The sequence below is a fragment of the Terriglobus sp. TAA 43 genome (assembly GCF_000800015.1).
Lineage (GTDB): Bacteria > Acidobacteriota > Terriglobia > Terriglobales > Acidobacteriaceae > Terriglobus.
Genome location: NZ_JUGR01000001.1, coordinates 390947 through 412477, shown reverse-complemented (window position 1 = coordinate 412477; position 21531 = coordinate 390947). Strand labels below are relative to the sequence as shown.

Annotated in this window: 15 protein-coding genes; 5 read left to right on the top strand and 10 right to left on the bottom strand. The window is 54.3% G+C overall.

The genetic code is table 11. The features are described 5' to 3' along the window. Positions 1-48: 48 nt before the first annotated feature. The 6 genes from M504_RS01635 to M504_RS22440 all read right to left on the bottom strand — a co-directional run bounded on the left by M504_RS01635 (position 49) and on the right by M504_RS22440 (position 5903). Positions 49-885: an SDR family NAD(P)-dependent oxidoreductase gene (locus M504_RS01635; protein ID WP_047487196.1), complete on the bottom strand. Its 837-nt coding sequence runs from the start codon at positions 883-885 to the stop codon at positions 49-51. Between the two features lie 41 nt (positions 886-926). Further along, complete coding sequence (locus M504_RS01630) at positions 927-1853, bottom strand: hypothetical protein (RefSeq protein WP_047487193.1); 927 nt, start codon at positions 1851-1853, stop codon at positions 927-929. 68 nt (positions 1854-1921) lie between these two features. Continuing rightward, complete coding sequence (locus M504_RS01625) at positions 1922-2479, bottom strand: cytochrome P460 family protein (protein WP_052200199.1); 558 nt, start codon at positions 2477-2479, stop codon at positions 1922-1924. A 37-nt stretch (positions 2480-2516) separates the two neighbouring features. Then, positions 2517-3557, bottom strand: coding sequence for an alpha/beta fold hydrolase (locus tag M504_RS01620; RefSeq protein ID WP_047487190.1), 1041 nt, complete (start codon positions 3555-3557; stop codon positions 2517-2519). Between the two features lie 48 nt (positions 3558-3605). Next, positions 3606-4022: an Ohr family peroxiredoxin gene (locus tag M504_RS01615; RefSeq protein ID WP_047487186.1), complete on the bottom strand. Its 417-nt coding sequence runs from the start codon at positions 4020-4022 to the stop codon at positions 3606-3608. A gap of 156 nt (positions 4023-4178) precedes the next feature. Beyond that, complete coding sequence (locus M504_RS22440; protein WP_156993420.1) at positions 4179-5903, bottom strand: sigma-54-dependent Fis family transcriptional regulator; 1725 nt, start codon at positions 5901-5903, stop codon at positions 4179-4181. A 234-nt stretch (positions 5904-6137) separates the two neighbouring features. Here M504_RS22440 and M504_RS01605 point away from each other — a divergent pair, with 234 nt between their 5' ends. From M504_RS01605 to M504_RS01585, 5 genes are all read left to right on the top strand, one after another. Beyond that, on the top strand, positions 6138-7424 hold the full coding sequence (locus M504_RS01605; RefSeq protein ID WP_047493041.1) for an epoxide hydrolase family protein: 1287 nt from the start codon (positions 6138-6140) through the stop codon (positions 7422-7424). A 229-nt stretch (positions 7425-7653) separates the two neighbouring features. Continuing rightward, positions 7654-9075 (top strand): multicopper oxidase family protein, encoded by a 1422-nt coding sequence (locus M504_RS01600; RefSeq protein ID WP_052200194.1) that lies wholly within the window; start codon positions 7654-7656, stop codon positions 9073-9075. Positions 9076-9088: 13 nt separating this feature from the next. Further along, positions 9089-10561 carry a metallophosphoesterase gene (locus M504_RS01595; RefSeq protein WP_047487183.1) on the top strand — a complete coding sequence of 491 codons (1473 nt, stop codon included), beginning with the start codon at positions 9089-9091 and terminating at the stop codon, positions 10559-10561. 286 nt (positions 10562-10847) lie between these two features. Then, positions 10848-13034 carry a CehA/McbA family metallohydrolase gene (locus M504_RS01590; protein WP_156993413.1) on the top strand — a complete coding sequence of 729 codons (2187 nt, stop codon included), beginning with the start codon at positions 10848-10850 and terminating at the stop codon, positions 13032-13034. Further along, positions 13031-13495, top strand: coding sequence for a hypothetical protein (locus M504_RS01585; RefSeq protein WP_047487179.1), 465 nt, complete (start codon positions 13031-13033; stop codon positions 13493-13495). The genes M504_RS01590 and M504_RS01585 overlap by 4 nt, the downstream gene beginning before the upstream one ends. 9 nt (positions 13496-13504) lie before the next feature. Here M504_RS01585 and M504_RS01580 read toward each other — a convergent pair whose 3' ends face one another. The 4 genes from M504_RS01580 to M504_RS21015 form a co-directional block, all read right to left on the bottom strand. Further along, positions 13505-14533 (bottom strand): PQQ-binding-like beta-propeller repeat protein, encoded by a 1029-nt coding sequence (locus M504_RS01580; RefSeq protein WP_232296118.1) that lies wholly within the window; start codon positions 14531-14533, stop codon positions 13505-13507. A gap of 59 nt (positions 14534-14592) precedes the next feature. Next, positions 14593-18612 (bottom strand): DUF4157 domain-containing protein, encoded by a 4020-nt coding sequence (locus M504_RS21025; RefSeq protein ID WP_052200190.1) that lies wholly within the window; start codon positions 18610-18612, stop codon positions 14593-14595. Positions 18613-19140: 528 nt separating this feature from the next. Further along, positions 19141-20595, bottom strand: coding sequence for a DUF4157 domain-containing protein (locus tag M504_RS21020; protein WP_052200189.1), 1455 nt, complete (start codon positions 20593-20595; stop codon positions 19141-19143). Positions 20596-20607: 12 nt separating this feature from the next. Beyond that, complete coding sequence (locus tag M504_RS21015; protein WP_052200188.1) at positions 20608-21519, bottom strand: DUF6734 family protein; 912 nt, start codon at positions 21517-21519, stop codon at positions 20608-20610. Positions 21520-21531 lie beyond the last annotated feature (12 nt).

Genomic DNA, 21531 nt, shown 5'->3' with positions numbered 1-21531 from the left:
TGTATTTTGTGTCACTTGAACATCGGCAAGAAGGAGGCGACAGAGAACCTATTTCCGCTCCTCAATCGAATAATCCGTGGAGACGCTCAGATATCGCCAATTCTCGATGGCAGTCAGCCTTTCGCGGTCGCTCTGTTCGATCGCCTTAACAGCATCGCTTCCCAGCGGAAGCCTTAGTGGAGGCTGATCCATGCTTGCAATCTCAATCACGGCCTTTGCAGCCAGCATCGGATCGCCCGGTTGTTTACCGTGGTAGTCACTTTGAAAGCGAGCCGCCACTCCGATTGTCGATTCGTAGGCAGCCTGAATCGCTGCTATTGGTTCAGCGGCAAAATCCGTTCGAAAACCACCCGGTTCCACGATAGTCACATTGATTCCCAATGGAGCCACTTCTTTCGCGAGCGCCTCCGAGAATCCTTCGACACCCCACTTAGCAGCAGAGTACGACGTCCTCCCAAGAGCCCCAATCCGTCCACCGACAGATGAGAACTGAATGATGTGCCCGCGTCCTTGCTTACGCATAAACGGAATCGCTGCTTTTGTCGTGTAAACCGTGCCTAATAAGTTGGTCTCGATCTGAGCACGAAAATCAGCGATCTCCATATCTTCCAGAGAGCTTATCGTTCCGTAGCCAGCGTTATTGACCAACACGTCAATGCTGCCGAAGTGCTCAACGGCGAATGCGACCGCTCGTTGCGCTGCGTCGGAATCTCCTACATCAAGCGTCAACGGCACCACCTGGTCGCCGTATGTCTGGACCAATTTATTTAGAGTATCTACTTGCCTTGCAGTGGCAATCAGTCTGTCTCCGCTCTTCAGCACAGCATCCGCAATCGCGCGGCCAAGACCTCGCGAACTACCCGTGATCAGCCAGACCTTACTCATGTGTCACATCCTTTCGAAGAGCATTCATGTGCTCATGAGATCTATTCGGCTCTCGTCGCATCCATCACTTCATTGATCGAAGCATCAAGGGCGTCGTTCCATTGCTTATCGGACATGCCGACACGCAGGTCCTCAAGCAGTGCACGAGAGAAGCTGGCAACCATGCCCGGATTACGCGAAAGACGAAGGCACGCCTCACGCCTCGAGAAGCCGCCAGACAGTGCAAGGATCCGATATACCTTCGGGTTCTGTTGCAGTACGGTGTAAAGTTCTGGAACAACCGGGATCGTGAGTTTAAGAAAGACACGCAGGCTGCTACTGGAATCAGTGAGCGCGGTCTCCATCGCATCGAGCAACCAACGTTCCACACGCTCTCGGACCTCATTTGGCAGTTTCGTGGACACTTCAATTTCCACGATAGGAATCAAACCGCTTGAGTAGATCTCCTCAGCCAACGCGAACTGCTGCTTAACGGCCTCTTCCACTTTCTGTTTTGTTCCGTCATGAATTAGCGTGCGCATCTTCGTTCCAACAACGCCAAGGTTGCGCCCCCAGGACAAAGTGTTCTGCAGATCTGGAATCGGTTTCAAAAGTTGCACGCCATCCGTTACAGCTTCCAAACCGTGGTCGATCTTCAAGAACGAAGCGATCTGATGTTTCCCCATCAGGTACTCCGGAATGGTCTGTTCTCCAATCTGTCCCGAGAGTGTTTTGGCGAACAGGATCACGGCCAGGACACGATCCCCATCAAACTTTGGCGAGGTGATGATCCGCAGACGCATCTGATGAATGAGGTCGAACATTTTGTCTTCGCTGCTGTACTGGCTTGTATCGATCCCATAGTGCGTCAGCGCAGCAGGCGTTGAGCCACCACTCTGGTCCAGCGCTGCAAATAATCCACGGGAATAACGCAGCCTGGAAAGAAGGCTCTGATCGATTCCATTTTCATGCGAACTAGGCGTCTGCATTGTCCTCTCCTTCTTCGGTTCGAACGAACGTTTTATGAATGGCGCGATAGGCGATTCGAGCCTGCTTGCTAATGGGCGTAATGAGTAAAGACATAGTCGTTCTGCTTCGCTGGCGTGTGGCAGGAGTAGCAAGACTTCACCGGATCAATTGCTGCTGGTTTGCCATCGGTGAACTGAGCGAAGCCCCATCCGCCGGTTGATGCAAATCGTTTCGAATCCTTCACCATGAGCTGAACGTTGGTGGGCGTACCCGCGACAAAAGACTGCTCCTGACCGAACGCTGCATTGTTCTCCGCAGAAGGTGTATATGTCCATGCCAATCGAGCGATGATGGCTCCATCAGGAAATGAGGTAGCTCCACTACGATAGGCGTCGATCGCCAGATCATTGCCTAACACCGCACGTAGATCGTTCAGCTTTCCCGCCTCGTGAGCCACTGAGACCAACCGCCAATCTCTGTAATCCAGAGGAAGTGTAATGGATGCGGCGGCATTCTCAGCGACATCCATATTCGCGGGAGTCTGGCCGCTGGACCAGATGGCGCAGGTTAGAGCAGGCCCGGCAAATGCCAACATCGCGATCAACTTCAGGGTTATCTTCTTTGTCGTGCGCAGTTCTTTTGCCATGAAGTCCTCCTATCGGGTCCGTGTGCCATGTACAGGGTTACAACTTCACCACGCCGGTGATTGCCTTAGCAAAAGCTTCCGGGGCTTCCTGCGGCAGGTTGTGTCCAACACCACCGCGGATCAGACGATGCTCGTATTTACCCGAAAACTTCTTCGCATAATTGTTGCTGTCTGGATGAGGAGCTCCATTGGCATCACCTTCCATGGTGATGGTAGGTACAGTAATGACCGGTCCAGACGCTAACTTCTGTTCGTAAGAGTCATAGCGTGTTTCACCTTGAGCAAGATCGAGCCGCCACCGATAGTTATGAATAACGATGTCGACGTGATCAGGATTGTCGAATGCTGTTGCACTGCGATCAAACACAACGTCGTTGTAGTGCCACTGCGGCGACGCCAACGTCCAGATCTGCTTTGCAAACTCGCGGCGATATTGCTGGTATCCCTCGCGCCCACGATCTGTTGCGAAATAGAACTGATACCACCACTGCAGTTCCGCAGTCGGTACAAGCGGTGCTCGGCCGGCCTTCTGGTTACCAATAAGATATCCGCTAACGGATACAAGAGCCTCGAAGCGATCAGGCCAAAGTGCTGCCAGAATGCAAGCAGTACGAGCACCCCAATCGAAACCAGCAACGATCGCCTTCTTGATGAAAAGTACATCCATCAGTGCCAGCACATCCAATGCAAAGGCGGACTGCTGGCCATTGCGGACGCTATCTTTGGACAAGAAGCGTGTTGTCCCATAACCGCGGAGATGCGGAACGATCACGCGGAAATTTGCTGCAGTCAGAATGGGCACGACGTCCACGAAGCTGTGAATGTCATACGGCCAACCATGCAGTAGGATGACAACACGGCCATCGCGCGGACCTTCATCCACATAGCCAATATCCAGCACGCCAGCCTTCACTTGATGAATGGTGGTGAACTCTGCGCGTGAAGACGACGGCGTGGCAGATTGAGTGCCGCGATCTGTCGCTTCTGTTTGCGCTGCAGCGGAGCCGAAGAGCGATGAGCCCGCCATCATTGCTGCTGCTCCCAAAAACGTACGCCGATTTAGCTGTTGGTTCTTCATGAAATTCTCCTGAGATCAATGCAATGCAGTAAAGGAATAAGGCTTCAATTAAGCCAGTGAGATGTTCGTCTGCACGTTGCCACGCAGGGCTTTGGAGTAAGGGCAGGTTGCATCGGCTACATCGATCAATTCCTGTGCGATGGCCCGTTCGATGCCAGGAAGGCTCACCCGTAGACGAGCACCAAGGAAGAACTCCGCGCCCGTTGTACCAAGGTCAATCTCCGCATCAATCGCACGTTCTACGGGCAGGCTGATTCCTCGCTTCTGAGCCGCAATTGCAAGCGCTCCCAGGAAGCAGGCCGACCAGCCGGCAGCAAGCAATTGCTCAGGGTTCGTACCAGAACCCGTTCCTGGCAGTGACAGGTTCACATTCAAATGACGGTCGTCGCTCACAGCAGTGCCGCCATCGCGGCCCGTCGTGATGTGAACTTTTGCGGTGTAGTGAATCTTTGAAATAGCAGTCATGGGGCTTCTCCTCAGTACGGACGTTGCCCTATACATTGCAAAGAAAATGCCAAACCTAAACCACTGATTTATTGCGACGTACATATTCACGGAATGCCGAGACCCTGGCATATGCCGATTTCTCGGCGTACTTGGCTTCAGCAAGTCAGCAAATCGTCAAGCCTTGGTGATGCCAAACTTCTTCATCTTGGACTCCAGAGTCTGTCGCGGCATCCCAAGGCGAACAGCCGCACCATTGGGTCCGGAAATTCGACCAGCAGAAGCCTTGAGCGCGGCTTCAATCATTGCCTTCTCCTGCTGCTGCAGGCCGGCCAAACTCATCGATGGTTGAACCAGATCCTTCTTGCTTGCATGCTTCAGCCAGCTGTCATCGAAGAAGAGTGTGTCTCCCTCGCTCAGGATGACTGCGCGCTCAATGATGTTCTGCAGTTCACGAACATTTCCTGGCCAGGCATAGGCCTGCATTTGCGCCAGCGTCTTCTTCTGGATGTGCTGGATCTTCTTTCCCGAGCGCGCACTAAAACGAGAAACGAAATGATTCACCAGCGACGGAATATCATCTGGCCGTTCCCGGAGAGATGGCATCGCGAGTGGTAGCACGTTTAAGCGGAAAAACAGATCTTCACGAAACGTTCCATCTTCAATCGCCTTTGCCAGGTCTCTATGCGTAGCAGCGACGAGCCTAATGTCGATTGAAACGGGCGTATTGCTGCCGATACGTTCGATCTCTCGTTCCTGCAGCACACGCAGCAAAGCAACCTGCGTTTCAGGGGGAAGGTCACCCACTTCATCCAAAAACAAAGTGCCACCATTTGCAGATTCGAATTTGCCTTCTCGTCGTTGCGTTGCCCCCGTGAAAGCGCCCTTCTCATGACCAAACAATTCGGACGAGATAAGAGATTGCGGAATCGCAGCGCAGTTCACTCGAATGAATGGCTTCTTTGATCGCGCAGAATTGCGATGGAGCGCTTGAGCGACGAGTTCTTTCCCCGTCCCTGTTTCGCCAATGATGAGTACGGTTGCATCAGAACTGGCGATACGCGACACGTGCTTGCGGAGAGCCTGCATCGGTTGTGAGTTCCCGACGATCTCGTTCCCATCGCCGACACTCAACTCACGCCGAAGAGCGATGTTCTCCTGCTCCAAAGCCTCTTCGCGTTTGCGACGCTCGTGGATGTCTGTGCCTGTGACGTACCAGCGCAACAATTCGCCCGTTTCATTGCGAAATGGCCTGTACTGCATGAGGTGCCAGCGATAGTAGCCATCCAGTTGACGGACCCGCACTTCTAACTGAAACGCTCGGCCATCTGCCAGCCCCTCTGCACGTTCGACACGAACTCGATCGATATCTTCCGGATGAAAAGGAAGAGAAAATGCATTGCCACCGTTGCCGACATCGACGGTCGTCATTCCGATCTGCCGAGTGACAAGTTGATTCACATAGGTAACCGTGCCCACCTTATCCAGGACGACGACGTATTGCGCGATGGCATCCAGGATGGAATGCCAGTTCTCTTCCCGCTGTTGTAGGGCAGTCTCTCTTAATTTCTTCGCGTCTATGTCGATGCAGACGCACCGCCAACATTGCAGTCCATCGGAATCATGCTCTGGCGTGGCGTGAAGAAGAAACCAACGGATGCCGCCGTCACTGAATCGTAGCCGAAGTTCAAGCGCCTCCAGGTGCCGATCGTCCTTTATGGCACTCCACCACTGCTTCAATGCATCGCCGTCGTCTTCATAAATGACTCCCTCCGGCAATGGCAGGGCTAAGTCGTTGGCATCAACACCCAAGAACGAGTTCGTGATCGAATCGTCCGTTTGACGCGTTCCATTCGAATCGACACGCCACATAAGCGCGGTTGGCCTGGTGTTGGCTTCCAAGGATGCGACTTCTCCGTATCAGGGCAGCTTAGATCCAAAGACTCTAGAGGAGAATCTCGCTTGATCTGTAGATGAGGATATCTCAGCAGGTGACGAAGCCGGCATGCCGAACCATCAGCATTTGCCGAATCCACGGCACTGCCCTTTCAGTACATGCCCTTTGCAATCTGCTGTTTACCTTTGGCTTCCATCTTGCAACCAGTTATGAGCAAGAACAACTCAAGGGAGCTGCACATGAATCGGACTATCACTCTTTTAGGCATGGCCTTCTTTCTCGCGACATCTGCTTTCTCACAAGACGCGGCGCACCCTGCGAACGCTGTTGCGAATTCATCAGACGACAGCGCGATCCGTCCATTCCATGTTCATGTGTCCGATGCGCAGATTCGTGATCTTCGCAAACGACTCGCGGCAACGCGGCTGCCCGATAAGGAGACAGTAAACGATGAATCGCAGGGAGTTCGCCGCGCCGAACTGCAGGACCTACTGCAGTACTGGGGCCACCAGTACAACTGGCGCAATGCTGAAACCAGGTTGAATGCGCTCCCGGAATTTGTGACAACCATCGATGGTGTGGACATTCAATTCATTCATGTGCGCTCCAAAGAGCCGAATGCGATGCCGTTGATTCTCACGCACGGCTGGCCCGGCTCGCCTCTTGAGTTCATGAAAGTTATCGGCCCACTGACCGATCCCGTTTCCTATGGAGGTAGCGCAGAAGATGCCTTCGATGTGGTTATCCCTGCGATTCCGGGCTATGGATTCTCAGGCAAGCCCAAGGGCGTCGGCTGGGGCCCAGATAAGGTGGCGAACGCATGGGACGTGCTGATGAAGCGCCTGGGCTATACGCACTACGTCTCTGAGGGCGGTGATCACGGATCCGTCATTTCAGATGCTTTGGCGCGGCAGGCACCCCAGGGATTGCTTGGTATCCATCTGACCATGCCAGCAACGATTCCTGCCAACCTCGTAAAAGGAATCAACAGCGGCGATCCTGCACCAGAGGGTCTGACTCCGTCGGAGTTGCAGGCGTACAACTCGCTCAGCACTTTCTTTGGAAGAAATGCAGCGTATGGCGCCATGATGGTGACGCGTCCGCAGACCATCGGCTATGCGCTATCTGATTCACCGGGTGCGCTTGCTGCCTTCACCTACGAGAAGATCGCCGCGTGGTCCGATAGCGACGGCCATCCCGAAAAGGTGATCGGCCGCGACGCTATACTCGACGACATTTCGCTGTACTGGTTCACCAACACGGGCGCGTCTTCATCGCGCTTTTACTGGGAGAACAACAACAATAACTTTAGCTCTGCCGCGCAAAACACTACGCAAATCAAAGTGCCGGTGGCCATCTCGGTCTTTCCTCACGAAATCTATCGTGCCCCTGAGAGTTGGTCTCGCCGAGCCTACCCATCGCTCTACTATTTCCACGAGGTGGACAAAGGCGGACACTTCGCGGCTTGGGAACGGCCTGAGGTGTTCACTGCTGAAATCCGCGCGGCCTTCCGATCACTGCGTTAATTCTGCACGGATTCCCATGCGATGCTGAGATCACGTGGCACTGTTCGCCTGCATGCGAGGGCAGTGTCACGGATGCTCAGCGTCTTGTAATTACAGCTGAGTGGCTTCGGTTCATTTACCCCACACGAATCGTACGTATGCTTTAGACATACCTACGTCTGCAAGAGCTGTCAGCAACTGATTTGTTTTTTGCAGGATGCTCATACGCTTCGGTAGGAGATGTCGATCTATGGCTATTAGCTGGAATCCAAACCGGCGACAGTTTCTTGCCGGTTCAGCGGTTTGCCTTGCAGATCGTTTTCTCGCTCCTCTTGAGCGGAAGCCACACCAGCAAGTAAAGCTGACTCTTGCCTCATCGGCCTTAGAAATCGCGAACAATCGATTCATTCGCACGACTGGCTACGTAGACCACCCTGCTGGCTCCGTGATCCGTCTACAACCAGATCGTCCCATTGATATTCGGATTGCGAACAATACAAGCGACGAAGAGTTTGTTCACTGGCATGGCCTGCGCGTGTCTGCTGCGTTGGACGGTACACCGGAAGAAGAAAGCCACTGCGTGGCTGCTGGAGGTGTTCTTACGTACACGCTACCTACGAGCGAGCCAGGATTTTATTTCGCGCATTCGCACGCCATGTGCGGACACGATCTCACCCGCGGCCCGTACAGCGGACAATTCGTCCCGATGGTCGTGGGTTCGCTGCAATGCTCTGAACCTTTTGATCGAGAGATCTTTCTCACGAGTCACGAATGGGAACCACGTGTCTTCGACACCGCAGGTAACGAGCGATCACTGGAAGCGATGCATCATCTACAAGTCGATTCCGAGTCCGAAGAAGGCGAAGACGTTCCCGACGATGGATGGGACATTGTGTATCGCGCTGCGACACTCAATGGGAAGGTTCTTGGAGCAGGTGAACCTATTCGCGTCCGCAAACGCGAACGCATACTCTTTCGAGTTTTGAATGCGAGCGCAACAGAACACTTGCGCCTATCGCTTCCAGGACATCGCTTTCTTGTCCTTGCACTTGATGGATACCCGGTTCCGAAGCCAGCATCTGTCGAGGTTCTCGAACTCGGCGTAGGCGAACGCCTGGATGCAATTGTTGTTATGGATACTCCCGGTGTATGGGTTCTGGGCTCACCAGACGATCAGCATCGCGCACTTGGAATGGGCATTGTCATTGAATATGCGGATAGCGTAGGGAAACCCATCTGGAGTAATCCCGCAGCAACTGCTCCTTGGAACTACCTCCGTTTCTCTGCTACGACAAAGGATGAAACGCCGTGCAGCAACACTCTTTCTTACCGCATCGAACGACGGCCTACAGGCCCTGATGGATTCGAACGTTGGGGTATGGCTCTTTTGTCTTCTGGACAAGAGCCATTGCGTATAGGCGAACGATGCCGTATCACTCTCTTCAACAGCTCCGACGAAGCACATCCCATGCATCTCCATCGCTTTCCGTTTGAGTTAGCCAGCGTTGCTGGACAATCATGCGCTGGGCTTCGGAAAGACACGGTGGTTGTGCCTCCTTTTCAACAAGTTCAATTCGACGTTCAGCCTGATAACAGCGGCCCCGCGCTATTGCATTGTCATAACCAGATGCATATGGATTGCGGCCTCAAGACACTTCTCTCTATCTCTTAGAAAGCATGCTCTGATGAATTCATTACGCGCGACATTGCTCCTGGCTGTAGCTGCCTGTTCCATTTCCGCTTCTGCACAGCAGAGTAAACCTCTGCTTCCAGAACTGACTCATACGATTCCTTCTGCGTATCTGGAGGAACTAGATGATCTCCGTGTCGATATCCCTGCCGGAGAGCAACAGGCCACACTCGAGAAGCTCTCGGCTCAGCCAGAAGCAGGGTTCATCCTTGCGCTGAAATACATCGGGCAACAACCGCAGGCATTCGACTTTCTGATGACACAACTCGCGAAAGATACGGATGCACAGCATCGCTTGCTGATCCTGACGCAGAGTTTGCGTGGGCAGGTTCGTTCCCTGCAGGCTTCCAATCGTCCTCTTCATTCTCCTGCTGCCGTTCGTACCGAGGTTGCCGAACAGCCTGCAAAGCGACGTCAGCTTCAGGCCACTCTGGAACATCTGGCCACCACGGACACAAATGCGGATGTAGCCCTTGAAGCAGCACGCGATCTACGCAAACTGAACTGGGGCGTGAATGGGCAGTTCCTTCTGGAGGCTGCAGAGAATGCTCACCAGCGCAAAGATTCCGCCGGAGAAGCTGCACTTCGCAAGGAGGCCTACGATTGGCTCACCTACGACGAACAGGTCAACCTGCCAACATTCCTTCGCACACCACCGCCCGTCTTTGCAGCAGCACCTGAAGACAAAGCCATCCGTGTGTTGGCCTTCGGTGATTTCGGCAATGGCTCTCCTGCGCAAAAGCAGCTCGCTACAACGATGATCACTTACAGCAAACAACATCCTTTCGATTTTGGTATCACGGTCGGCGATAACTTCTATCCGCGCGGAGTCACCAGCCCCAACGATCCTCATTGGGAAAATGATTGGGAGAAGGTTTACGGTCCGCTTGGAATAGTGTTCTATCCAACTCTGGGTAATCACGATTACCTGCCTGCCGACGGCCCCGCAGCCGAAGTGATCTACACAAACAAGAGCAAGACGTGGCGTATGCCGGCCACCTTCTATACATACACAGCCGGTCCGGTTCAGTTTTTCGCGATCGACACTATGGAGATGTCGGACACAGCTCTCTACCAGCAACAGCTGTCATGGCTCGATGCTGAAATCGCTAAGAGCAAGGCACGCTGGAAGATCGTCTACGGTCACTACCAGGTCTACTCCGCTTCACGTGGTGACGAGCAAAACCTGATTGACCGACTTATGCCCGTGCTTCGCAACCGCGTCAATCTTTTCCTGTGCGGCCATGATCACAACCTGCAGGAGTTGAAGTCAGACGGTGGCGTGAACTTTTTTGTAAGTGGAGCGGCAGGCGCCTCTCTGTATGACTTCACGCAGAAGAACTATGCGCGCACTACGTTCCAAGCCAAACAGAATGGCTTCAACGTTATCGAGGCAGACCAGAACACACTGAAGCTCTCGATCGTCGGTCTTGATGGGAGCGTCCTGAAGAGCGTGGATATTCACTAACGACTTAGGGACCTGTGAAGCTGCACAACTCCACAGGTCCTTTTCGTTTTGCCTACCAACAATAAGGTTTGGGGATCGAATGGCCACCTTTCAGTCGGGTTTTACACGTCGACGTTTCATGGCTCTAGGTAGCGCTTTTGCCAGCAGCGGCTTTTGTAGCGCACTTGAACCGGCAGTCCAACAAGCGCCCCCGCAACCCTATTTCGCCGCTGTGAATCGAGCAATTCAGTCCCTGGACCATCTCGGCTCTCCCATAAGCGCTGCCGATGCAAAGCAAATCGCGATTTTGACGCAACGCAATGATGAAGTCGCAGTTGGAAAAGCTGAAGAGATACTTCGTCAGTACACACTGGCCCAGCTTTCTCTCGGACCGGATGGAGCACCGCAAATCACAGCAGGCGATGCACCACGGCAACTCGTCGAACAGGGTTGGCGAATGTTCCTGGTGCGTGTTGAAGGCACAACCAGTCAGAGGGGTTCGTTGGTCTTCACAAGTGGGACACGAACGATTGGCGACCTCGAGACAGTCAGCAAGGGAGCGGCACAGCGCACGGCTCTTGCAGACGTTCTGTACAAGGGGCCGATGATCGAAAAGATGTGGTTCGCCATGGATCTGTACGAACCGACACTTGTACTCAGCGGAGGCGTTGAAGTTCAAACGATACCGCTTCCAGAAATCTCAATTGAATATCACGTGGCGCAGTTATTCAGTCGCGATCATGGCAAACGAACAACCAGTTTTTCTTTGAACGTTCTGGCAACATCAAATAGCCGTACTTTCCATCCGGCACGCCGCCAGTTCGATTTTGACTGTCTTCCGTCTCACGAAGTCCCACTACACATTATCGACACGGATGGTCGCAGTTGTTTCGCGTCTCTGATCATCAAAGACAAACTGAACCGCCTCTATCCACCGAAGGCGATGCGCCTTGCTCCGGATCTGTTTTTTCAGGAACAGATCTATCGAGCCGATGGCGAGACCGTGCGGCTCCCAGAAGGCGAATATACGGTTCAAAGCCAACGCGGCCCTGAATACCTGCGCGGTGTTCAGACGGTAAGCATTCACCGAGACTCTTCAGTGATTGATGTGAAGCTGGAGAGATGGATTGATCCTTCGAAGTGGGGGTTCTATTCCGGCGATACACACATCCACGCCGCAGGCTGCTCGCACTATGAGAGACCCACGGAGGGTGTTGGCCCCGAAACGCTGATCCGTCACATGCGTGGCGAAGCTCTGACCATTGGAGATGCCCTTAACTGGGGCCCGAGCTGGTATTACCAGAAGCAATTCTTTTCGGGAAACGCTGAGAGTCCTGCTGCGATGCTGGAACATCCTGAACTGCAGACTGCATACGGAGTTACTCTTCAACCGCAGACAACACGCGAAGACACAGAGAGCATCATTCGCTACGACGTCGAGGTATCCCAGTTCCCATCAAGCCATGCAGGTCACCTGGTGCTGTTGCAGCTCAAAGAACAGGATTATCCAGGTGCTCAGCTGATCGAAGATTGGCCCTCGTGGAATCTTCCAGTCCTGAAGTGGGTGAGAACGCAGGGTGCTTATGGTGGCTATGCGCATTGTGGTCTCGGAATGGAAGTGGAATCGACAGAGCTGCCGAATTACCAGATCCCTCCCATGGACAGCATCGGCACGCAGGAAGCCATCGTCGACGTGACGCATGGATACGTCGACTTTCTTTCCGGATGCGATAGCCTTCCCGTTGCTGAACTAAACGCCTGGTACCACATGCTCAACTGTGGTTTCCGTATGGCCATGCTGGGCGAAACCGACTTCCCATGCATGAGTGATGGCCGTGTGGGGGCAGGTCGTAGTTATGTAAAACTGCCGGCCCGTCCCAACGGCAATCCCGGGTATGCATCCTGGATCCAAGGCCTGTTCAAGCCACATCAATATTGCGGTGACGGCCGCAGCCATATTCTGGAATGCAGGGTGAATGGCCAGCCACTTTCGGATTCAGACATGTTGCTTGCATCGAGTGGAAGCATCAGCATTGAGGTGTTAGTGGCTGCTCGATTGGAATCAGAGATCACACCCGAAACCAAGGCGCGCCGAGCGAACGAATCCGGATACGACATCGAAAAGGCGCGTATCGCCGATACGCGGGAAGTGCCACTGGAACTAGTCGTCAACGGTTCTCCCGCCGCAACCGTGAACATCGTGGCAGATGGGGTACCGCGCGTCGTTACACTGAAAGCGGATATTTCCCGCAGTTCATGGTGGGCTCTTCGCATTCTTCCTTCCTTGCACACTCATCCCTCGTTCGTGCAGGTGAATCACAAGCCAATCAGGGCCTCAAGAAAGAGTGCGGAGTGGTGTCGTGCATGCGTCGATAAGGTATGGGAAGTGAAGTCGCCCTTCATGCGCGAAAGCGAACGTCCGGAGGCTGCAGCGGCATTCGAACATGCTCGCACAGCCTACGAAAAGATCGCTTCGGAGTGTGAGGTGGCATGATGCGCTTCGCCAGACTCATCACGACATTCTTCCTACTCGGGCCACTCTGGGGCGATGCGCAGGGGCACGTCCATCCCGACAGTGGGCCTACGAATACTGTGCCAATTACGATCACCATCAATCCAGAGTCAAGAGTCAGCGCCAAGCTTTCAGGGCCGCTCCCCGCGCCGATGCAGTGCGGTAGTCTGACAACCATTCCAATCGAAGTCATCAACCAGAGCTTTTCTACTCTTCGACTGGAAGCTAGTCTTGTCGGCGATTCGCCGTCATCGGGAGTCGCAATCGACTTTGATCCTGAGCCCTTAAAAGGCATTCCGGAAGAGTCTCTAGGTTTGGGCATCATGCTTTCGCACTCCGGCCCCGTTGATATTACGATTTCCTTTGGAGCGCGACGCGTCGCCCATGATCTTGGTGGCCGCGACCGAATCCACTTTATGATGCGCTGTCAGCCACCTGCGTGAGACGTGGTTCTATCGACTTTCTGTCACCATCACGCCACCAAGGGCATTGAGCATTAGAATGCTGCGTTGTCCTATCGTTAGGGGCTCATTAACACGCACGCCATACTGCAGACGTTGCATCACTCGCGCGTTGTCGCGATTGATAGATAGCAATGAGCCTTCTGCATCTACAGTCCAGACTGCATCTCGTGAAAGGCTTATGGGCGAATAGGGACCATCTCCGGCTGCGTGCTTCAGTCCCTGCACCGCATAATCACGAAGAACATTGCCGGTGACCGCATGAAGCACCGTCAATCTGTTTTCGGTCAGAAGGTAAAGCTCCGGACGATCTGCTGCCAACGTGAAATTCCTCACATTGGGAGACTGCGTCCGATACTGCCAGCGCAATGCTCCTGTAGCGGTGTCCAGCGCAAGAAGCAGACCACCTGTCACTGGCAGATATGCAATTCCGTGACCGATCACGGCATGGCCCAACGTTGCGCCGGTCCGCTCTCCGTGTAGCGCCAGCGTATGCCTTCCTTCTTCTGCAACTGAATGCCTCCAACGTTCGCGGCCATCCTGAGTGGAAAGACAGACACACTCTGCTTCCTCGGCAACAATCAACACATCCTCATCTGCAGTGAGGAAGGACAGTTCCCATCCTGAAGTCGCTGTCCACACGAACTCTTTTTTCAGCAGGTGCCATGCACCAATGTTCGGATAAGCAAGCGGCGTGATTACCAGATCGCCGACGACTGCGCTGTAGGTTAGCGTCAGTTCGCCTACATCCTGACGCTCCACTTCATTTCCCGTGGAAACATCCAGTATGGAGAGCACGCCACGCGATGGAGTCGTGAGCACGTGGCCTTTCCATACTTGCGACGAGCCCCATCCAGCCTCACAGGTATAGCTCCACAACATCTGCTTCAGATCAGTGCTGTAAGCGCCCAATGTCCCGTTGCGACTGACGAGGAATGCCACATCGTCATGGAGCAGCGGCGGTAACCGAAAATCGTCCGCTGATTGCGGCAGGCGCACGCGCGATACGGGTACGGGCACCTCTGCAACCTCGAGCGGATAGCGCATAGAGGAGCCGTACGTGCATGGCAGAGAAACACTCACTTAGTACCTACTCGAACAATGGAGGGCAATTTGTCTTTAATGGCCTGCACTCTTCGTGCGGCAAAATCGTCTTCATAGCCGCGCCATTTTTCCGCAAGAGCCTTGTCCAGTGCCTCACTCATTTTTGCAATGATATCCGCAGCCGTACCGATCCTCGGTCCCGGCTCAAATGCCCAGACTATTGGATCTCTATATCCGTTGGTTGGTATCCAATCCGCCATGAGCTGTCGGGTGGTCTTCTGTTCGGCCACGTTCACCCATTCCTCCCAACTCTTCAATTCAATCCGTGTTCCATCTGTAAGACGAACATCTATCACCCGCTCAAGCACCGAGTCTGGGGCGGACTCTTCAAAACTGGCGACCTTCTCCCACAAATTACCTTCGGTCAAAAAGCGTAACGTCCAACGTGCACCCTTGACTTTTTTGAACGGACCCGTCAAACCTTCAGGCCCCAGTAACCTATCCACTCCCTGGATTTTCCCCGCAACATCGCTCAAGCGTTTCAAGTGATCCAAAATCTCTTCGGGATCAGCGCGCTTTGTTTGGCGGACTTGATCTAATGCTGCACCTACCGCTTCCATATCAAGCGTTCCCGCCTCGGCGATTTCATCAGCGAGAGCACGTGCGCGTTTCCACTTACCAGGGTTGGCAGGGTCTAACGCATCTACTGCCTCGTCGCTGAAGTTCGCCAGAATATAGTCGGCTCCAGTTCCGCGTTCCAGGATGGCAGCTTCATTACGCGCTGCCTGTCGGCCTTTCCCCTTGGTGGTCTTGCCTTTGAGCTTTGCTGCTGACGCTTCCAACCCATCCAGCACTGCGTCCATCGCTGCGGGAGCACGATTATCGTGCAGTAACCCTTTAAGGGTTCGCTTGGCACGTGGGCTCAGCCTGGAAAGCAGTTTCTTGATGCGAGCCTCTTGCTCCGCAGTAGGCGGAGGATCCGTCGGGATGCAATCACTCCCGCACTGCGTCAATAGATCTCTAACCGCAGGATCCATCTCTGAATATCTTTTCCAGAGATTCTTTCCGGGAGTTGCTTCCTCACGGGTATTTTCCAGCTTCTCTCGTGTCGGTTCTTCGAGAGCTTTAAACCACTCGTCAAACGTTCGCGGTGCTTCCGCTTCCGCCCGGAACTTTGCCCCAAGGAATTGGCCAACCATGATGCCAGCGTTAAACATCAGGCCACCAAGAATTTTTGCCAGTTCCGCTTTCTGCAATCCTTCCGGCATGTCACGAATCGCATCCATCTGCTCCAACGCGCCTTCAGACATCATCAGCACGCTCGTACCCATTACCCCGAGACCAGTAACAATCAGAACTTTGCCGGCTGCCGTGCCAAGCCGAATGGCTTCCATTCCGGCGCGCGTTTCTGCCCCAACCCCTACCGCCGCACCAACAACGTTGACCACATCCATTGCCAAAGCCATATCGAAGTGCAATGTGTGATCGATAGCGCGATGAATGATGTTGTAAGCAGAAGGAACTGCCCCAATCACCATGGCCGGAACCATAAGCGCCATGCTTGCACCGGCGGTGAATGGCGCCAATGCAATCGCGATGACGGTTAATAGAGTGGCAGTATGAGCTGCCGCCTCCATGAAAAGCTTCCCTTCCGACAGGGTGGGAACATCGATTGACTTCAACGCTCCATCAAGCCGGACCGATGCCTTGCCACGACCATAGTCAGAATGTTTGAACAGATCTTCTAGTGCAGCAACGATGGCTTCGGGCCGCTTTCCGGACGCTGTCGCATGCGTGCTGGAAGGAGTTGTTGCATCGTTGACTTCGTATTCGGCAGTGCCGTCATCGTGTTGCGAAACCACGCGGACCTCGATCAAGAGATCGAGTATCTGCCCCGCGTCGCTCACATACACCGTCGGCAGCCGCTCACTGTTCGGACCAAACCCGCGCGTCTTGCGATTATTCAGAATGTCCTGAAGATGGTCTGCACGTTTCTGATCCTCTGAAGACCCGCCAGAAAACTTGTCGCGCTGATAGGACAACATGCCCTCTACACCCCCAGCAATGGCGACCGCCTTCTTGCGATCCTCCTCCAGTTCCTCCTTCTTCTTGCTATCCTTTGTCGCCGCGAGTTCCTTGTCGATCTCCTTGATGCGGTCAGCCGCCTGGTTCATCTCATCGATGGCACCCTCCAGGTGTGACTCCGCCAATATCCCGGGATCACGCGCAAACAGTGGCATATATGCGGCGCTGGGCGGCCGTCGCATGATGACTTCTCCATCCGGGATATGTTCTGCGACGGCCTGGACGATGTATAGCCCTTCGTCATCAAAGGAGAACCGTGCCGTATATTGTGGATCCATCAAAGTCTCCACAATGGTGCCAACGGCGTCTCCGAATTCTCTGGCCGCTGAATTTAGATTGACCGCCGTCATACTGACGCTCGGCGCTCCCATTTGCTCCCACAGAGAGTTTGCGTAAGCTCGGACATCCGCTTCGTGATATCGCTCGTCCTGCGCGATACGCTTCTTGAACATGGCATAGTGGCTGGAGCGAGTGCCACTTCCCTTCAAGGCCTTATTTGCACTGCTCAGCTTGTCGTCGGGAACACGAAACTTCTTGAACTCGTAGTGGTGTGATTGAAATGCTGCAAAGAGATCGGGGAACTTCACACTCATTTCGAATCCATACTCGGCGCGTGTGGAACCGTATAGATTGCCATCCAATTGCGGATAAATAGCAAGCGTTGCCGGATAGGGATCGGCAGTGTACTGCGTAGGATAGTCAGTCAGCTTTTGATTTCCATGAAGTCCGTCGCCTCCCGTCCGATATGCCTGCGCAACCGCGTAGCTATCCAACAGCTTCTTTCGGCCGACGCTGCTGAGTTGCGCTTCCTCTGTCAGTTGCGGACGCGCATCGGAGTAGGCAATCAACCCCGCGGCAACTCGCACATCAGGTTTGCGATCTTCAGCGGCGACCGGCGGGTTGTCTGGGTTGGCACCTTTGGTTCGCGCCGTGGGCCACATGCTCTGATAGACGTCATGCTTCACCAGCGATGTATCCGTACGAATCTCTTCAATCGTGTCCAGTGCAAGCGCGATACTCGCCAGAATGTTGTCCACTGCCAGTTCAGTAGCGTCCTTCCCCGCTTCGCCCGGAATCCTTCGTGCAGCAGCCAGATCTTTCAGCGCCTTGGCGCGTGATGCCATTACGGCATCGAACAGCGGTTCTGAAAACCATCGATATTGACCTAACGGAAGTGAGTTATAAGCAAACTCCGCTGTCTCCGCCATCAACAGCAGTTCTTCCAGCTCAGGTGGAAGTTTGACCGTGACCCCAGCTTTCTCGCATGCCGCCATCAGTTGTCGCATGGGACCGGGTCTTGCGGTTGCTCGCTGGAAAGGCTCGCCCTCCTTCATCGTTGGCCCTGAATAATCTTCCGCGGTATAGCTTCCACCCGCGGGTGCATTAAAGACTGGCCGACTTATCTTGCTGGTGATCTCCGCACTCACCTTGTCGCGGAATTCAGCGGTGTAGTTCTTGTCGACTAAGGCTTTAAGAACCATCCCAAGTATTTGCGGATACTTCGGCCCCGCATGGAATGTAGATCCGGATTTGGGGACGAAATTAAAGTTGTACAGGTTGGCGCTGATGGTGGCGTCCGGTGGCTCATCATCATTTTCTTTTCGTTGCGGTGCGAGGACACCGTAGCTGGACAGCGAGTGCACCCAACCACCTGCACTTATCTGATCACCTGCTCGATCAGCTTCCTGTTCGAGCATCAATTCGTGCCCACGTCCTGCGCCCGAAAACATGGATCCGCCCGTTTGCTGCACTACGTGTATCAGTTCATGTGCGAGCAATTTCCGGCCCGCTTCACTGCGGGGATCATATTGTCCGCGGGCAAACACAATGTGACGATCCACCGTGTAAGCGAGCGCAGACACTGCATGCGCAGAGTCTGAGGCCACATCATCAACGTGGATGCGGACATGACCAAGATCAAGGCCCAGACGCCTCTCGAAGAATGATCGCGACACGGGATCAAGAGGCATGCCTTCCGCATTTAATGCACGATGCACAATGTCCGGGACCGGGCTATCCAGACTATGACCGTCATTTTCCGATGTGGCTGGTTTTCGCTGAAGCTGTTCTTTCTCTTCGCGACAATGAGCACAAGTGCCACCACATGCACATGCTCTTTGCAATAGACCGTGTGCATGTGGCGTGTATTGCACTGCTACGTTGGCCAGATGCTCCGCAGCATGATGGGCTTCGTGTTCAAGTGCATCATCTGGCTCGCCTATCTTCAATCGCGCACGCGGCATGCGCAGGGGAAATAATGGCCGTTGGGGCGCCGGTGGACCGACCCTCACGCCCCCCTTCGCTGTTATTCCATCGGAAGCAATGGACGCCATCCGAGCAGTCGGTAGAGCGCGGATCACGGGACGCTTCTGCTTGCGTTGCTCTTCTATCTCAGATTCAACGTTCACTCCGCCGGTCCCGTTCGGTCGTCCTGACCGCTGGTCAGACCTTTTCTTTTCGGCACTGAGCGTTGTAGGGGCTGCAGGCATGCGTTCCCCTTAATGAACCGGTGCGGTTGGCACGGCTGTTGTCGGGGCCGCGGTCACACTTGCTGTTGTGGCTCTATTTCGTTCTGCAATGAAGTCATCAAGGCTAAGCCGGCGTCTATCCTTCGTCTGGACGAAGACGTGCCCTGCCATCACGCCACCGCCCGTTGAGCGAAGAACGTGGAAGATGCTGTAGCCCTCCTTGCTCCGATATCCAAAAACCATAAGGTTGTCGCTACGGTCTTCTTCAAAGACAAAGCGAATGCTCGGATCGCCGACCTTATCTCGCAACAACTGCGTTTCGGTTTCAATGCCCGCAGCGTGTGCTCTTTGAAACTCTGGTCCATCTGCAGGGGTGAATGTTCCAATGCGATGGTCGTAGCGAGACACGGCGAATCTCTCACGAAGCAGATGCAGAAGGTTCAGTTGAAAGCTGTTGTCATCAGAAGCACGCATGTCATCCACATCGAGATAGCCAAGATCGAAACTATCGATGTTTAGCGCCTGAAATCTGGGAGTGCCCTGCTGCACAAGCCCCGCGGCAGTAACCAACCGCAGAGGCACGGTCTCGGTGCGATCGATGAAGCCTCTCATCTGTTGGTCAAACGGCGTGAGATGCGATGCATCCAGCACCGTGTATGTGATCTCCGGACCAGTCAACGCATACTGCATTCCCGCAGACAGCCGATTCATACGGTCGAGTAGTTCCTGCCGCCGAGCGAACGCGGATGCCTCACCACGCCCCACCTGACGAATCTCCACCTTCGATTGCATCTGCTTTCGCGTAGCAGAAAGCGTTGGACGGCCATCGCGGGAGGTCCTGGGTTCCTCTCCGCCGTGCTGCTGTATCGTATGAGCAATCTCGTGCGCCAACAATTCCTGCCCCTCTGTCGTCGCAGGGTTATATCGGCCTGGCGCAAAGACGATATCGCTTCCCAGCGTGTACGCCTTCATCGATTGCCTCTCTGTCTTGTGCGAATCCCTTCCGGTTTTGTGTATTCGAAGATGCGAGAGTCCGCGTTCGAAACGGCGCTCCATTACCTCACGCGTAACCGTATCTAGTGGCTCACCGCCCCCAGTAGAGGAGACTCTAATCTTCTCGCGCTTCGTTGCGACTCCCTTAGAGCCTGTCTCTCGTTTCTGCCCGCGAACTTCCGGAGACAGCAAGCGCGATCCGGCTTCTCGTCGAGCCACGTGCCTTGCCATGCGGTCAGCCTCAGCCTCCAGTTGCTCGCCGCGTGGGTTCTGTTTTGGCAACGAAGCACGCGATGTTGCCATCGCCGGATTCTTACTGTGATTTCCATTCGCAGATCCAACCGAGCGAACGGATGACAGTGCCGTCGTTCCCGGAGCCGCAAACTGTTTTGGCGGCTCCGGGAACGACGAAGCATGCAGTGCGTCGCCACCCTGCCTACGTGCAGGACTCTTGCTCTGCTTGCTTGCCGCACTGGCATGTTTCAGGCTCATCCCGCGGAATCCTCAGGCAGTGGCATATCCACTGCGATGCAGGCGCGTGCAGTGACGATAGAAGTCGGGTGACTCCCAACGCATTCGTTCTTCCAACCGTTTCATAATCGCCGGATGTGACTTCGCGTCGCCCAGCAGATGAGTAAATCCGGCTCGGGCCGCCCGGTCCTCTTCGTAAGCCTGTTCAAACGACGGGAAGAGATATTCCATATTTACGCGAGAGAACGGGGATTGTGGATGGGCGCGATGGTAGCGGACACATGCGTTCAGCAAGAACTGCTCCACGATCATGTTGAAACCTTCTTTTTCAGAAAAGCGATCCCAAGCAGGCAGGTTTCGCGGGCTCAAGACCAGATCCATGGCAAGCCTGGAGAAGTATTGCAGGAATTCGATATCTGTCCCTCCCAGGATGCCGCAATTGTCCTCAGAGAATCGCTCGGAATGCAGTGAACGCGCCCATGTCCACTCCACCGGCAACTCCAGCGAATGCGCCTGGAACGCGTCCTCTACATAGGCAGGTCCAGACCACTCCCAAGCCGTATGAAAGAACTCCGGACACTGCGTGAATACCGGAGAAGCAAGCAACGCAGGCGGCAACGGCTTCCACAAGAACACATCATTGTCTATGTGACAGAACGGTTCCGTTTGCATGCTGTAGGCTACCAATTTTCCGAACGCCCACCATCCCGGATCCACGTTTTGAAACTGCTGCAGATCTTCGCTCACATCATCGAATGTCAACCCCAGTCGCTCCACCAGGAGCGACTTACCTGCCTTGTCGGTGATCAGCACAACCTTATTGAAATGTTGCTTCGCGAGACGCACTGACAACCCCCACGACAGCAGATGGTGGAACGGCGTCGCCCATATGCGGCCTTTGTATGCGGTGAACGGTTTGCTCCAAAACGAAAATACTGCTTGCATAGGAACTCGCTC

Bases quoted from the DNA above. Each gene is read 5' to 3' on its own strand.
- M504_RS01595 (WP_047487183.1), top strand. From the start codon at position 9,089: ATGAATTCATTACGCGCGACATTGCTCCTGGCTGTAGCTGCCTGTTCC.
- M504_RS01625 (WP_052200199.1), bottom strand. From the start codon at position 2,479: ATGGCAAAAGAACTGCGCACGACAAAGAAGATAACCCTGAAGTTGATC.
- M504_RS21020 (WP_052200189.1), bottom strand. From the start codon at position 20,595: ATGAGCCTGAAACATGCCAGTGCGGCAAGCAAGCAGAGCAAGAGTCCT.
- M504_RS01605 (WP_047493041.1), top strand. From the start codon at position 6,138: ATGAATCGGACTATCACTCTTTTAGGCATGGCCTTCTTTCTCGCGACA.
- M504_RS21015 (WP_052200188.1), bottom strand. From the start codon at position 21,519: ATGCAAGCAGTATTTTCGTTTTGGAGCAAACCGTTCACCGCATACAAA.
- M504_RS21025 (WP_052200190.1), bottom strand. From the start codon at position 18,612: ATGCCTCTTGATCCCGTGTCGCGATCATTCTTCGAGAGGCGTCTGGGC.
- M504_RS01585 (WP_047487179.1), top strand. From the start codon at position 13,031: ATGATGCGCTTCGCCAGACTCATCACGACATTCTTCCTACTCGGGCCA.
- M504_RS01630 (WP_047487193.1), bottom strand. From the start codon at position 1,853: ATGCAGACGCCTAGTTCGCATGAAAATGGAATCGATCAGAGCCTTCTT.
- M504_RS01600 (WP_052200194.1), top strand. From the start codon at position 7,654: ATGGCTATTAGCTGGAATCCAAACCGGCGACAGTTTCTTGCCGGTTCA.
- M504_RS01620 (WP_047487190.1), bottom strand. From the start codon at position 3,557: ATGAAGAACCAACAGCTAAATCGGCGTACGTTTTTGGGAGCAGCAGCA.
- M504_RS01615 (WP_047487186.1), bottom strand. From the start codon at position 4,022: ATGACTGCTATTTCAAAGATTCACTACACCGCAAAAGTTCACATCACG.
- M504_RS01635 (WP_047487196.1), bottom strand. From the start codon at position 885: ATGAGTAAGGTCTGGCTGATCACGGGTAGTTCGCGAGGTCTTGGCCGC.